The organism is Sphaerotilus uruguayifluvii, assembly GCF_013294065.1.
In the GTDB taxonomy this organism is placed as follows: Bacteria; Pseudomonadota; Gammaproteobacteria; order Burkholderiales; family Burkholderiaceae_C; genus Sphaerotilus; species Sphaerotilus uruguayifluvii.
Map to the genome: position 1 here is coordinate 60,263 of NZ_JABSNM010000011.1, position 12,681 is coordinate 72,943.

A 12,681-nucleotide genomic window follows, 5' to 3' on the forward strand; every position below is an offset into this window, starting at 1 on the left:
GGGGCGGCGGAGCGGGTGGACGAGACGCACGATTGTGCGGGCCCGCCCCCTGCGGCGCGAGGCGCCCGCAGGCGCCGGCAGTGCATTCCGCCGCGTGAATTCCGCGCGGTCAGCGCAGGAACAGCCGGTAGACCGGATTGTCGGTTTCCTCGGTGAAGGGATAGGCCAGCGTGTCGAGGAATTCGCCGAAGGCCGCGTCGTCGGCCGCCGGCACCTGGATGCCCACCAGGATGCGGCCGTAGTCGGCGCCCTGGTTGCGGTAGTGGAACAGGCTGATGTTCCAGTCCGGGTGCATGCTCGAGAGGAAGCGCATCAGCGCGCCCGGCCGCTCCGGGAACTCGAAGCGGAAGACCCGCTCGTCGCGGGCCAGCTCCGAGCGGCCGCCGACCAGATGGCGCAGGTGCGTCTTGGCCAGCTCGTCGTGCGTCAGGTCGACCGCGTTGAAGCCCTGGGACGCGAACAGCGCGCCGATCTCGGCCGACTCGCCGCGCGTCTTCGTGCTCAGGCCGACGAAGATGTGCGCGACGCGCTCGTCGCTGATGCGGTAGTTGAATTCGGTGACGCTGCGCGGGCCGATCAGCTCGCAGAAGCGCTTGAAGGAGCCGCGTTCCTCGGGGATCGTCACCGCGAACAGGGCCTCGCGCTCCTCGCCGACCTCGGCGCGCTCGGCGACGAAACGCAGGCGGTCGAAGTTCATGTTGGCGCCGCAGGTGATGGCCACGAAAGTCCTGCCGGTGCAGCCCTCGCGCGCGACGTACTGCTTCAGCGCCGCCACGGACAGCGCGCCCGACGGCTCCAGGATCGAGCGGGTGTCCTGGAAGACGTCCTTCATGGCGGCGCAGACCGCGTCGGTGTCGACGACGATGAACTCGTCCACCAGCTCGCGCGCGACGCGGAAGGTCTCCTCGCCGACGAACTTCACCGCGGTGCCGTCGGCGAAGAGGCCGACGTCGTTCAGGCGCACGCGCTGGCCGGCGCGCACCGACTGCAGCATCGCGTCGGAGTCGACCGTCTGCACGCCGATGATGCGGATCTCCGGGCGCACCGCCTTGATGTAGGCCGCCACGCCCGAGATCAGGCCGCCGCCGCCGATGGCGACGAAGACCGCGTCGATCGGGCCCTCGTGCTGGCGCAGGATCTCCATGCCGATCGTGCCCTGGCCTGCGATCACGTCCGGATCGTCGAAGGGGTGGACGAAGGTCAGGCCTTCGGCCTCGGCGACCTTCAGCGCGTGGTCGTAGGCGTCGTTGTAGCTGTCGCCGTGCAGCACGACCTCGCCGCCGAGGTGGCGCACCGCGTCGACCTTGACCTGCGGCGTCGTCACCGGCATCACGATGACGGCGCGGCAGCCCAGGCGCTGGCTGCCCAGGGCCACGCCCTGCGCGTGGTTGCCGGCCGAGGCGCAGATGACGCCGCGCGCGCGCTGCTCCGGGCTGAGGTGCGCCATCTTGTTGTAGGCGCCGCGCAGCTTGAAGCTGAAGACGGGCTGGTTGTCCTCGCGCTTGAGCAGCACCTGGTTGCCCACCCGGCGCGAGAGCTGGCGTGCCGGCTCCAGTTCGGTCTCGCGCGCCACGTCGTAGACCCGGGCGGTCAGGATGCGCTTGAGGTAGTGGTTCAGCAGGGTCTGGCGGTCGTCGGACATGGGCGGAAACAAGGGCAGAAACGGCTGCTAGTGTCGCGCAAACCCGGATGGCGGACGAAAAAAAGCCCGAGGCTTGTGGCCTCGGGCTCAATCCACCTATGGAGGAGGGTGGAGGAGACAACCAGTGCTTGGGAGTGTCCGTCGTTCGAAAAGTTCTAGGGGACAGTCCCGATTGCTTGTTCGAAAGTGTACCAAAGCAATTGCTGCATTGCAACGAGACCGGGCAGGCGTCCCGCGGCGGCGCCGGCCGGTCCGTGCAGGGCATCGCGGTCGCACGTCACAATCGGGCCCTTTTTCGCGGAGACCGAACGATGGAGTGCACGATCAACTGGATGCCGGCCTCGGGCATGGCCTTTTCCGCCGAGACCGGCAGCGGCCACCTGCTGATGATGGACGGCGCTCCCGAGGGCGGCGGGCGCAACCTCGCGCCGCGCCCGATGGAGACGATGCTCGCCGGCGCCGGCGCCTGCACCGCCTATGACGTGGTGCTGATCCTCAAGCGCGGCCGCCATGCGGTGCAGGGCTGCCAGGTGAAGATGAGCGCCGACCGCGCCGAGACCGAGCCCAAGGTCTTCACCCGCATCGTCATGAAGTTCGTCGTCAGCGGCGCGAAGCTGCCCGAGGCGGCGGTCAAGCGCGCGGTGCAGATGTCCTACGAGAAGTACTGTTCGGCCACCGCGATGCTGGCCAAGACGGCGCAGATCGATCTGGAGGTCGAGATCGTCGACACCGCCGCGGCCGCCTGACCCCGGTGGATCAGAGGCGGTGCGCGGTGGCGGTCATGACCTTGGCCGCCGCGCGCATCAGCCAGCGCGCCGGCAGCGGCGGGCGGATGCCGCCTGCGGCCTGAGCGGCTTCGGCGTGGCGGATCTCGTCGTCGCGCATCTGCGCGACGATCGCCCGCGAGGCGTGATCATGGGCCGGCAGGCGCTGCAGGTGGCCGTCGAGATGCTGCTCGACCTGGCGCTCGGTCTCGATGACGAAGCCCAGGCTGGCGCGGTCGCCCAGGCGCGCCGCGCCCCAGCCGATCGCGAAGGCCCCGGCATACCAGAGCGGGTTGAGCAGCGAGGGCCGGTCGCCGAGCTCCTTCAGGCGCTGCTCGGTCCAGGCGAGATGGTCGGTCTCCTCGCGAGAGGCTTCCTCCAGCTGCTCGCTCAGCCGCTCGTCGCGGGTGGCCAGCGCCTGCGCGGTGTAGAGCGCCTGCGCGCAGACCTCGCCGACATGGTTGACCCGCATCAGCGCGCCCGAGAGCCGGCGTTCGGCCTCGCCCAGCTCCGGGGCGCCGGCTTCCTGCTCCGGATCCGGCCGCGGCGTCGGTCGGCTGGCGTGATGCGCGCTCCAGACGGTGCGCAGGCTCTGGTCCAGGACCGACATCAGGCGGTCCATCGGCGTGGTCGTTCTCATGGCGGCGCCAGTGTAGCGGCGCCGCCCGTGCCCGGGCGCGGCCGACGCCGCGATGCGGCGGAACTGTCGCGACATGACACTTCCATGTCCGTTGCGGGGGGTGAAAGCCGCCCGGGATGTGGCAGTCCGGCACAGGCTTGTCGCGTCAGTGTCATGCAAGACAGCCTTGTTGTTCGATCACAACGGCAATGCCCCGTGAGCATCAGTCCCGCTTGGCAATGCGAGAACCGCTCTGGTGCAATACCGGCAGCTTCCGATGAGGAGGTCGGCCTGGCCGGGCAGTGCCGTCGTGTGACGGTGCCTCGCGCTGCAGGACCCTCTAGTTCAACCTAGGAGATATTTGCATGAAGAAGTCTCTGCTCGCTCTCGCCGTGCTGGGTGCTTTCGCCGGTGCCGCTTCGGCCCAGTCGTCCGTGACCATCTACGGCAAGCTGGACCAGGCCGTCGGCAAGAATGTCGGTACCAAGGACAAGGAAGTTCGCGACGGTTCGGGCAGCCGCATCGGCTTCCGTGGCGTCGAAGACCTGGGTGGCGGCCTGAAGGCCCTGTTCCAGATCGAACACCGCCTCTCGCCGGACACCGGCGCGACGACGGTCAGCAGCACGTTCTGGCAAGGCGTCTCGACCGTCGGTCTGGGCGGCTCGTTCGGCACCGTCAACCTGGGCCGTCAGTACACCGCTGCCTTCTCGCTGGCTCAGAACGTCATCGACCCGTTCGGTGGCGACTCGCTGGGCAACCTGCGCGGCTACAGCCTGACCGGCTCGGTCGCCACGCTGCGTGGTGGCGCGACCGCCGCGACCAACTTCGGTGGCGCTGGTGTCAACGGTGGCAACACCGTGCGCTATGACGGCAAGTTCGGCCCGGTCGCCGTCGCTGCCGACATCTCCGAAGCCGTCGGTCCGGATCGTCCGTACTCGGTCGCCGCCCAGTACGCTGCCGGCCCGCTGATGGTCGCTGCCTCGTACGAGAACCCGACCAACGCCAACGACGACCTGATCACCCTGGGTGGTTCGTACACCTTCGGTCCGGCCAAGGTCGCCCTGGGCCTGGGTCGCGGTCACAACACCGCCGACGTCACCGTCAAGCAGGCCCTGGTCGGCGTGACCGTCAAGGTCGGTGCCGCCGGTTCGGTGCTGGCTGGCTACGCTCAGCACAAGGTCGGCTCGGCTGACACCGCCAAGAAGATCTCGCTGGGCTATCGCCACGACCTGTCGAAGCGCACCCAGCTGTACACGGACGTCACCCGCGTCAACGACGTGATCAAGACGACCGAGAAGACCGGCTACGACTTCGGCATCATCCACCAGTTCTGATTCCTGCCGGGCCTGCCTCGCGCAGGCCTGCACGATCGACTGACGATGCAAGAGGCCACCTTCGGGTGGCCTTTTTCATGGGCGGGTGCTGCATGCCTGTGCCCATGATCTGCCCGTCTGCCGGAGTTGATGACCGTGTCGTCGAGATCGCATCGCCTGTTCGCGTCCTTGCTGCCGTGCCTGCTGGCGGGCTGCGCCGTGCTGCAGCCGTCCGTGCCCGCCCCCGTGGCCGCGAGCGGCGAGGGCTGGGGCATGCAGCGCCTGCCGGGCAAGCGCGAGACGATGTACGCCCCGGCGCAGCGCCAGGGCCAGCCCTGCCTGCTGGCGCGGGCGGACCGCTCGGCCAGCCTGTGGCGCCGCCGCGTCGATCCGGCGCAGGCCGGTGCCGGCACCATCCGCTTCTCGTGGTGGGCCGGCGCGCTGGCGCCGGAGGCGACCGTGGCCGAGTCCGACCAGGACGACGCGGTCGCGCGGGTCGTGCTGGCCTTCGATGGCGATCTGGCGCGGCTGTCGCTGCGCAACCGCATGATGTTCGACCTCGCCCAGACGCTGACCGGCGAGGCGCCGCCCTACGCGACGCTGATGTATGTCTGGGACGCGCAGGCGCCGGTGGGCAGCGTGATCGTCAGCGGCCGCACCGACCGCATCCGCAAGATCGTCGTCGAGTCCGGACCGCGCCAGCTCGGGGTGTGGCGCCACTACGAGCGCGACCTGCGCGCCGACTTCGAGCGCGCCTTCGGCGAGGCGCCGGGCGCGCTGACGGGCCTGGCCTACATGACCGACGCCGACAACACCCAGGGCCGCGCCGAGGCCTGCTACGGCCCGGCGCAGCTGCGCTGAGCGTGTCCCGCGCTGGGCTGCAGTCACCTCGGCGACGAAAGCCGGCTCGGCCGGATCCGTGAATTCCTGAGCCGGAACATCCCTGACAGGGAAACCGCCTGTCCCTTCGTCGCGACAGAGGGCGTCGTGCCGGGGGCTTTCCACGGAAGAATCATGACACCCGATCCTTCGATCCGATGGAGACATGATGAAGAAGAAGTCCCTCCTGTTTGGTGCAACCCTGGCCGCCCTGCAGTGCGGCGCGATGGCGCAGCAGAGCACCGTGTCCGTCTACGGCATCGTCGACGTGGCGATGCGCCACACGACCAACGACGGCGCCACCGCGGCCACGCGCGGCGACGCGCAGAACCAGCTGACCGCCGGCATGTCGCAGAGCCGCCTGGGCCTGAACGTCTCCGAGGAGATCGGCGGCGGCCTGAAGGGGCTGGTCAACATCGAGCACCGCTTCAACGCCGACGAGGGCACGGCCGCGGCGGCCGACTTCTGGCGCCAGGCCTGGGTGGGCCTGCAGGGCGGCTTCGGCCGGGTCACGCTGGGGCGCCAGTACAACGTGCTGTTCGACGTCTTCACCTCGACCTACGCCTCGTTCAAGTATTCGCCCTACATCGAGGCCTACAAGCCGGAGATCGGCTTCTCGCTGGGCGCGCGCAACAGCAACATGGTCAAGTACCTGGTCGAGAGCGGTCCGTGGCGCGCGGCGCTGCAGGCCAGCCCGTCGGAGGGCGCGGCCACCGGCGGCAAGTCGATGGGCGGCTACGTGCGCTACGCCAGCGGCCCGCTCTCGGTGGGCGGCGCCTACCTGGAGCTGCATGACGGCGCCGACCTGAAGGTGCAGGCCTACACCGTGGGCGGCGCCTATGCCACCGGTCCGTGGAACTTCTCGCTGGGGTGGGCGCGCAACAAGTTCGAGACCGGCTTCAACCCGGCGATCATCGGCACGCTGCTGGGCAACGGCGGCACCAACGGCACCTTCGCGCTGGGCAATGTCGAGCACCGCGACATGATCTCGGTCGGCGGCAGCTACCAGCTCAGCCCGCAGCTCAACCTCGGCGCCCACTACTGGAACGCGCGCCAGACCGGCCGCACGACGGCCGGCGACGGCAAGGCGCACTTCTACGCGGTGGTCGCCGACTACGCCTTCTCGAAGCGCACCGACGTCTACCTCGAGGTCGACCGCACGAAGTTCAGCGACGGCCTGACCTTCGCCAACGGCGCCACCAGCCGCGTCGGCACGATGGTGGGCGTGCGCCACCGCTTCTGAAACATCCGCTCCGGATCTGGCTCCGGAGCCGTTCCAGAAGGCACAATCCGTTTCACGCATTCCACACATTCACAAATCGGGTCGGGGCAGGGGAGTTGGGCCCCCGCCACCGGCCAAGGAGAAACCGCGTGAGACGAGGCGAACGACTGCCGGCCCTGGGCCGGCTTTTCATTGCTGCCGCCGCCGCATGGGCCCTGGCGGCCGCGCTGCCCCAGGCGCAGGCGGCGACGCTGCGCGTGGCCAACCAGGGCGACGCGACCTCGATGGATCCGCATTCGCTCAACGAGTCGATGCAGCTGTCGTTCACCGGCAACGTCTACGAGCCGCTGGTGGCGCGCAACCGCCAGCTCGAGCTGGTGCCGGGGCTGGCGACGGCCTGGAAGATGGTCTCGCCGACCGTCTGGCGCTTCGATCTGCGCCCGGGCGTGCGCTTCCATGACGGCTCGGCGCTGACGGCCGACGACGTGGTCTTCAGCTTCCGGCGCGCCGCCGGCGAGGGCTCGGACCTGCGCAGCTACCTCGCGCCGGTGCGCGAGGTGCGCCGCGTCGGCGACCTGGCCGTCGAGATCGAGACGAACGCGCCGTACCCGATCCTGCCCGACGTGCTGACGGTGGTCTACGTGATGAACCGCGCCTGGTGCGAGCAGCATCACGCGCTCACGCCGGTCGACCGCCGCAAGGGCATCGAGAACGAGGCCTCGTTCAAGGCCAACGGCACCGGGCCCTACCGGCTGCGCGAGCGCCAGCCCGGCACGCGCACCGTGCTCGAGCGCCATGCCGGCCACTGGGGCCCCGTCGAGGGCAACATCGACCGCGTCGTCTTCACGCCGATCGGCAACGACGCGACCCGCGTGGCCGCGCTGATGTCGGGCGAGATCGACCTGATGGAGCCGGTGCCGCTGCAGGACGCCGCGCGGCTGGCGGCGCAGCCGGGCCTGCGGGTGATGCAGGGGCCGGAGATGCGCGTCATCTTCCTGGGCATGGACCAGAAGCGCGACGAGCTGCTGCAGTCGGACGTGCGCGGCCGCAACCCCTTCCGCGATCGCCGCGTGCGCCAGGCGGTCTACCAGGCGATCGACATCGAGGCGATCCGCAGCCGCATCATGCGCGGCGCGGCCACGCCGACCGGCCAGATGGTGGCGCCGGGCGTGCGCGGCTTCCTGCCCGAGCTCGAGACGCGGCTGCCCTTCGACGCCGACGCCGCGCGCCGGCTGCTCACCGAGGCCGGCTATCCGGCGGGCTTCGAGGTCGGCATGAACTGCCCGAACGACCGCTACGTCAACGACGCCGAGATCTGCCAGGCGGTGGCCTCCAGCCTGGCCAGGGTCGGCATCCGCGTGAAGCTGCAGGCCGAGACCAAGGCACTCTATTTCCAGAAGGTGCTCTCGCGCAACACCAGCTTCTACCTGCTGGGCTGGGTGCCGGGCACCTATGACGCGCACAACGTGCTGGCGACCGTGATCGCCACGCCGGACGGCCGCGGCCAGGGCCAGTTCAACCTCGGGGGCTACAGCCATCCGCGCATCGACGAGCTGACCGCGCGCATCCAGAGCGAGAGCGACCCGGCACGGCGCTCCGCGCTGATGGCCGAGGCGCTGAAGCTGCACGCGCAGGACATCGGCCACATCCCGCTGCACCGCCAGGCGCTGGCCTGGGGCCTGCGGCGCAACCTCGAGGTGGTCCAGCGCCCGGACAACTTCCAGGTCTACAAGTGGATGCAGATGCGGCCCTGAGCCGAGTCCCGCATGCCTGCGATGCTGACGGGGCGCCTGCTGCAGGCGCTGCTGGTGCTGCTGGCGGTCGAGCTGATCGCCTTCCTGATGTTCCGCCATGTCGGTGATCCGGTGGTCTTCCTGCTCGGCCAGGACGCGACGCCGGCGCAGGCGGCCGCGCTGCGCGCCTCGCTCGGCCTGGACCGGCCGGTGCTCGAGCAGTACCTGGCCTTTCTCGGCCGGGTGCTGCAGGGCGACCTCGGGCTGAGCCTGGCGCAGGGCATGCGCGTGTCGCGGCTGCTGCTCGAGCGGCTGCCGGCGACGCTGGAGCTGGCGCTGCTGGCCTGCGCGCTGGCGCTGCTGGCGGGGCTGCCGCTGGGCATGCATGTCGCGCTGCATCCGCGGGCGCTGTCGGCGCGGCTGGCCGGCGCGGCCACGCTCCTGGGCGTGTCGGTGCCGACCTTCCTGATCGGCATCGGCCTGATCCACCTGTTCTCGGTCCGGCTGGGCTGGCTGCCGAGCTTCGGTCGCGGCGAGGTCGTCGATCTGGGCGAGGGCTGGACGACCGGGCTGCTGACGGCGGACGGCTGGCGCCACCTGGTGCTGCCGGTGCTGACGCTGGCGATCTTCCAGCTCGCGCTGATCGTGCGGCTGGTCGCCGCCGGGCTGCGCGAGGCGATGGCCTCGGAGTTCGTGCGCTTCGCGCGGGCGCGCGGCCTGCCCGAGACGCGTGTGCGTCGCCATGCGCTGCGCCATGCCCTGCTGCCGGTGATGACGGTGGTCGGGCTGCAGTTCGGCGGCCTGATCGCCTTCTCGATCATCACCGAGACGGTCTTCCAGTGGCCGGGCCTGGGGCTGCTGTTCGTGCAGGCGGTGGGCGCGGCCGATGTGCCGGTGCTGGCGGCCTACCTCGGCCTGACCGCGCTGGTCTTCGTGCTGGTCAATCTCGTGGTGGACCTGCTGCAGCTGTGGATCGACCCCCGGCTGCGCACGGCGGGCCGCGGCGCGGAGGTGCGGGCATGACGCGCGCGCGGGCGCGCCACCTGGCCGGCGCGGTGCTGCTGCTCGGGCTGGCCGCGGCCGTGCTGGCGCCCTGGCTGGCGCCGCAGGATCCCTGCGACCTGGCGGCGCTCGACCTGATGGAGTCCGGCCTGCCGCCGGTCTGGCTCGAGGGCGGCGTGCCGGCGCATCTGCTGGGCACCGACGACCAGGGGCGCGACCTGCTGTCGGCGCTGCTCTACGGCACGCGGCTGTCGCTGGCGGTGTGCGCGCTGGCGGTGGGGCTGTCGCTGCTGCTCGGCGTCGGCATCGGACTGCTGGCGGCGCAGGCCGGCGGCTGGATCGACGCGCTGCTGATGCGGCTGTGCGACGTGATGCTGTCCTTTCCGCCGCTGCTGGTGGCGATGCTGACGGCCGGCATCGGCCGGCTGCTGTGGCCGCAGGCCGGCGTGGTGCTGGACTTCGGCGTCGTCGTGCTGGCGATCGGGCTGACCGGCTGGGTGCCGCATGCGCGCACGGTGCGTGCGGCCGCCGGCGTCGAGCTCGGGCGCGAGCATGTGCTGGCGGCGCGCGTCATCGGCGTGGCGCCGTGGCGCATCCTGCGCCGGCATGTGCTGCCGCATGTGCTCGCGCCGGTGCGGGTGCTGGCGACGCTGCAGGTCGGCAGCGCGGTGCTGACCGAGGCGACGCTGAGCTTTCTCGGCCTGGGCGCGCCGCCGACCGTGCCGACGCTGGGCACCCTGGTGCGCACCGGGCATGACCATCTGCTGTCGGGCCAGTGGTGGCTGGTGGCCTGTCCCGGCGCGGTGCTGGTGCTGCTGGTGCTGGCCGCGCAGGCGCTGGGCGACGCGCTGCAGGGCGAGACCGGGAGAGATGCATGAACACGAGCACGCCGCTGCTCGAACTGGACGGGCTGGTGGTCGAAGTGGAGCGCGCCGGCGTCGCCCCGGCCGCGGCGCTCGACGGCCTGTCGCTGACGCTGGCGCCGGGCGAGATGCTCGGGCTGGTGGGCGAGTCCGGCGCCGGCAAGTCGCTGGCGGGCGCGGCGCTGCTGGGCCTGCTGCCGACGGGCGCGTGTCAGACCGGCGGCGAGATCCGGTTCGAGGGCCGGCGCATCGACACGCTGGCGCCGTCCGCGCTGCAGCGCCTGCGCGGGCGCCGGCTGGGCGCGATCTTCCAGGATCCGTCGGCGGCGCTCGATCCGCTGCGCCGCGTCGGCGCGCAGCTGGTCGAGACGCTGCAGGTGCACCACCGGCTCGACCGCCGCCAGGCGCAGGCGCGTGCGCTGGTGCTGCTCGACGAGGTCGGGCTGCCGTCGCCGCGCACGCTGCTCGATCGCCATCCGCACCAGCTCTCCGGCGGCCAGCGCCAGCGGGTCGTCATCGCGCTGGCGCTGGCCGGCGAGCCGGCGCTGCTGGTGGCCGACGAGCCGACGACCGCGCTGGACGTGATGCTGCAGGCGCAGGTCACCGCGCTGCTGCGCCGCCTGTGCCGCCGGCGTGGCACCGCGGTGCTGCTGATCACGCATGACCTGGGCGTCGTCGCCGAGACCTGCGACCGCGTCGCGGTGCTGCATGCCGGGCGGCTGGTCGAGCACGGGCCGGTCGAGGCGGTGCTGCGCGCGCCGGCGCATCCCTACACCCGCGCGCTGCTGGCCTGCACGCCGACGCTCGACGCGGCGGCGTCCGGGCTGCCGCGGCTGCGCATCGAGGGCCTGATGCCGCGGCCGCACGAGCGGCCTGCCGGCTGCGCCTTCCATCCGCGCTGCGCGCAGGCGGTCGCGCGCTGCCGCACGGAGTCCCCGCCTGCGCCGCCGCCCGTGCTGCCCTCAGGACAGGCCGGCGCGGCCTGCTGGCTGGCGCCCGTCGCCGAGGCGCCGGAGGGACAGGCATGAGCGCACCGCCGCGCGTGCAGGTCGAGGACCTGTTCCATGTCCACGCGGCGCCGGGCGGCGCGTGGGCGCGCTGGATCGGCGCGCGCGGGCACCGGGCCGTGCCGCCGCTGCCGGCGGTCGACGGCGTGAGCTTCTCGATCGGCGCCGGCGAGGCGCTCGGCCTGGTCGGCGAGTCCGGCTGCGGCAAGAGCACGGTGGCGCGGCTGATGACCGGCCTGCTGCAGCCCGGCCGCGGTCGGGTGCTGCTCGACGGCGAGGCGGTGCATCCGCTGTACCGCTCTCGCGACGCGATGCAGGTGCGCCGGCGCCTGCAGATGGTCTTCCAGGATCCCCACGCCAGCCTCGATCCGCGCTGGACGGTCGGCGACATCGTCGCCGAGCCGCTGCGCGAGCAGCAGCGGCTCGGCGCGCAGGCCGCACGCGAGCTGGCGATCGGCTGGCTGCGCGAGGTCGGCCTGCAGGCGGGCGACGCGCTGGTGCGCCCGCAGCAGCTCTCGGGCGGCCAGCGCCAGCGCGTCGCGATCGCGCGGGCGCTGGCCGGGCGGCCGGACGTGCTGATCTGCGACGAGCCGACCTCGGCGCTGGACGTCGGCGTGCAGGCGCAGGTGCTGGACCTGCTCGACGGGCTGCGCCGCCAGCACCGGCTGACGATGCTGTTCATCAGCCACAACCTGGCGGTGGTGCGCCAGGTCTGCGACCGGGTCGCCGTGATGCACCAGGGCCGGCTGGTCGAGCTGGCCGACCGCGACGCGCTGTTCGCGCGGCCGCGTCATCCGCTGACGCGCGCGCTGATCGCCGCGGTGCCCTCGCCGGGCCGGCCGCTGCGCGAGCGCGAGCCGCAGCCGCTGCCGGCCGCGCTGCCGCCGCACGAGGCAATCCGGGGCTGCGCCTGGCGCCATCGCTGCCCGCAGGCGGGCCCGCGCTGCGGCCTCGAGCGCCCGGTGCTGCGCGAGATCGCGCCGGGCGTGCAGGTCGCCTGCCACGAGGTGCAGGCCGGGGCCGGCTGAGCTGCGCCCCGCGGGCGCTCAGCGCATCGGGGTCGATGCCGAGGGGGCGGGTGCCGACGCGGGCCGCGCCTCCGGATCCTTCAGCGTCAGCGGGCCCTTCTGGCCGCATCCGACCGCCAGCAAGGCGGTACAGGCCAGCGCTACACTCGTTTTCAGCACCCGTTGCCAGCTCTTCACGTTCGCTCCTTGCGCGATCTTTCCGTCATCTTCCGAGACCCGAGAACCCCGCCATGACCCCGGCCACTCCTTCCGAAGCGACTCCGTCCGGCCTCAGCGATGCCGAGTACCTCCGCCTTGCCCACGCGGCGCTGGCGGCGATCGAGACGACGATCGACCGCTGGCTCGACGACGATGTCATCGACATCGACACCCACCGCACCGGCGGCCTGCTCGAGCTGAGCTTTCCCGGCGGCAGCAAGATCATCCTGAACACCCAGCCGCCGCTGCACGAGATCTGGATGGCCGCACGCGCCGGCGGCTACCACTACCGCTGGGTCGACGGCGCCTGGCGCGACACCCGCAGCGGCGAGGAGTTCTTCGCCGCGCTGTCGGCCCAGGCCAGCGCCCAGGGCGGCCGCACGCTGCGCCTGGAGCCGCCCCGGGGCTGAC

The 12,681-nt window shown here is 71.7% G+C and carries 13 protein-coding genes; 10 read left to right on the top strand and 3 right to left on the bottom strand.

Annotated features, from left to right (window positions below):
- Positions 1–109: 109 nt before the first annotated feature.
- Positions 110–1,642: a threonine ammonia-lyase, biosynthetic gene (gene ilvA / locus HNQ01_RS13275; RefSeq protein ID WP_173805925.1), complete on the bottom strand. Its 1,533-nt coding sequence runs from the start codon at positions 1,640–1,642 to the stop codon at positions 110–112.
- A gap of 311 nt (positions 1,643–1,953) precedes the next feature.
- Here ilvA and HNQ01_RS13280 point away from each other — a divergent pair, with 311 nt between their 5' ends.
- Positions 1,954–2,388: an OsmC family protein gene (locus HNQ01_RS13280; RefSeq protein WP_173805926.1), complete on the top strand. Its 435-nt coding sequence runs from the start codon at positions 1,954–1,956 to the stop codon at positions 2,386–2,388.
- A 10-nt stretch (positions 2,389–2,398) separates the two neighbouring features.
- Here HNQ01_RS13280 and coq7 read toward each other — a convergent pair whose 3' ends face one another.
- Positions 2,399–3,046 (bottom strand): 2-polyprenyl-3-methyl-6-methoxy-1,4-benzoquinone monooxygenase, encoded by a 648-nt coding sequence (coq7, locus tag HNQ01_RS13285; RefSeq protein ID WP_173805927.1) that lies wholly within the window; start codon positions 3,044–3,046, stop codon positions 2,399–2,401.
- A 344-nt stretch (positions 3,047–3,390) separates the two neighbouring features.
- Between coq7 and HNQ01_RS13290 the strand changes: the two genes are divergently transcribed.
- The 8 genes from HNQ01_RS13290 (at position 3,391) to HNQ01_RS13325 (ending at position 12,072) form a co-directional block, all read left to right on the top strand.
- Positions 3,391–4,359, top strand: coding sequence for a porin (locus tag HNQ01_RS13290; protein WP_173805928.1), 969 nt, complete (start codon positions 3,391–3,393; stop codon positions 4,357–4,359).
- A 135-nt stretch (positions 4,360–4,494) separates the two neighbouring features.
- Positions 4,495–5,199, top strand: a complete 705-nt coding sequence (locus HNQ01_RS13295; RefSeq protein ID WP_173805929.1) for a DUF3047 domain-containing protein — start codon at positions 4,495–4,497, stop codon at positions 5,197–5,199.
- Positions 5,200–5,386: 187 nt separating this feature from the next.
- Positions 5,387–6,460, top strand: a complete 1,074-nt coding sequence (locus tag HNQ01_RS13300) for a porin (protein ID WP_173805930.1) — start codon at positions 5,387–5,389, stop codon at positions 6,458–6,460.
- Positions 6,461–6,588: 128 nt separating this feature from the next.
- The gene (locus HNQ01_RS13305) at positions 6,589–8,193 is read left to right on the top strand and encodes an ABC transporter substrate-binding protein (protein WP_434801505.1); all 1,605 of its coding nucleotides are present in this window, start codon (positions 6,589–6,591) and stop codon (positions 8,191–8,193) included.
- A 12-nt stretch (positions 8,194–8,205) separates the two neighbouring features.
- On the top strand, positions 8,206–9,195 hold the full coding sequence (locus HNQ01_RS13310; RefSeq protein ID WP_173805931.1) for an ABC transporter permease: 990 nt from the start codon (positions 8,206–8,208) through the stop codon (positions 9,193–9,195).
- Positions 9,192–10,052 carry an ABC transporter permease gene (locus HNQ01_RS13315; protein ID WP_173805932.1) on the top strand — a complete coding sequence of 287 codons (861 nt, stop codon included), beginning with the start codon at positions 9,192–9,194 and terminating at the stop codon, positions 10,050–10,052. The genes HNQ01_RS13310 and HNQ01_RS13315 overlap by 4 nt, the downstream gene beginning before the upstream one ends.
- Complete coding sequence (locus HNQ01_RS13320; protein ID WP_173805933.1) at positions 10,049–11,065, top strand: ABC transporter ATP-binding protein; 1,017 nt, start codon at positions 10,049–10,051, stop codon at positions 11,063–11,065. The genes HNQ01_RS13315 and HNQ01_RS13320 overlap by 4 nt, the downstream gene beginning before the upstream one ends.
- Positions 11,062–12,072: an oligopeptide/dipeptide ABC transporter ATP-binding protein gene (locus tag HNQ01_RS13325; protein ID WP_173805934.1), complete on the top strand. Its 1,011-nt coding sequence runs from the start codon at positions 11,062–11,064 to the stop codon at positions 12,070–12,072. Before HNQ01_RS13320 ends, HNQ01_RS13325 begins: the two co-directional genes overlap by 4 nt.
- A gap of 18 nt (positions 12,073–12,090) precedes the next feature.
- Here HNQ01_RS13325 and lptM read toward each other — a convergent pair whose 3' ends face one another.
- Positions 12,091–12,249, bottom strand: a complete 159-nt coding sequence (lptM, locus tag HNQ01_RS13330) for an LPS translocon maturation chaperone LptM (RefSeq protein WP_173805876.1) — start codon at positions 12,247–12,249, stop codon at positions 12,091–12,093.
- A 53-nt stretch (positions 12,250–12,302) separates the two neighbouring features.
- Here lptM and cyaY point away from each other — a divergent pair, with 53 nt between their 5' ends.
- A complete protein-coding gene (gene cyaY, locus HNQ01_RS13335) occupies positions 12,303–12,680 on the top strand; it encodes an iron donor protein CyaY (RefSeq protein ID WP_173805935.1) in 378 nt (125 codons plus the stop codon).
- The last annotated feature ends 1 nt before the right edge of the window (position 12,681 follow it).

Excerpts from the sequence above, each read along its gene's own strand:
- ilvA (WP_173805925.1), bottom strand. The coding sequence starts at position 1,642 with ATGTCCGACGACCGCCAGACCCTGCTGAACCACTACCTCAAGCGCATC.
- HNQ01_RS13280 (WP_173805926.1), top strand. The coding sequence starts at position 1,954 with ATGGAGTGCACGATCAACTGGATGCCGGCCTCGGGCATGGCCTTTTCC.
- coq7 (WP_173805927.1), bottom strand. The coding sequence starts at position 3,046 with ATGAGAACGACCACGCCGATGGACCGCCTGATGTCGGTCCTGGACCAG.
- HNQ01_RS13290 (WP_173805928.1), top strand. The coding sequence starts at position 3,391 with ATGAAGAAGTCTCTGCTCGCTCTCGCCGTGCTGGGTGCTTTCGCCGGT.
- HNQ01_RS13300 (WP_173805930.1), top strand. The coding sequence starts at position 5,387 with ATGAAGAAGAAGTCCCTCCTGTTTGGTGCAACCCTGGCCGCCCTGCAG.
- HNQ01_RS13310 (WP_173805931.1), top strand. The coding sequence starts at position 8,206 with ATGCCTGCGATGCTGACGGGGCGCCTGCTGCAGGCGCTGCTGGTGCTG.
- HNQ01_RS13315 (WP_173805932.1), top strand. The coding sequence starts at position 9,192 with ATGACGCGCGCGCGGGCGCGCCACCTGGCCGGCGCGGTGCTGCTGCTC.
- HNQ01_RS13320 (WP_173805933.1), top strand. The coding sequence starts at position 10,049 with ATGAACACGAGCACGCCGCTGCTCGAACTGGACGGGCTGGTGGTCGAA.
- HNQ01_RS13325 (WP_173805934.1), top strand. The coding sequence starts at position 11,062 with ATGAGCGCACCGCCGCGCGTGCAGGTCGAGGACCTGTTCCATGTCCAC.
- cyaY (WP_173805935.1), top strand. The coding sequence starts at position 12,303 with ATGACCCCGGCCACTCCTTCCGAAGCGACTCCGTCCGGCCTCAGCGAT.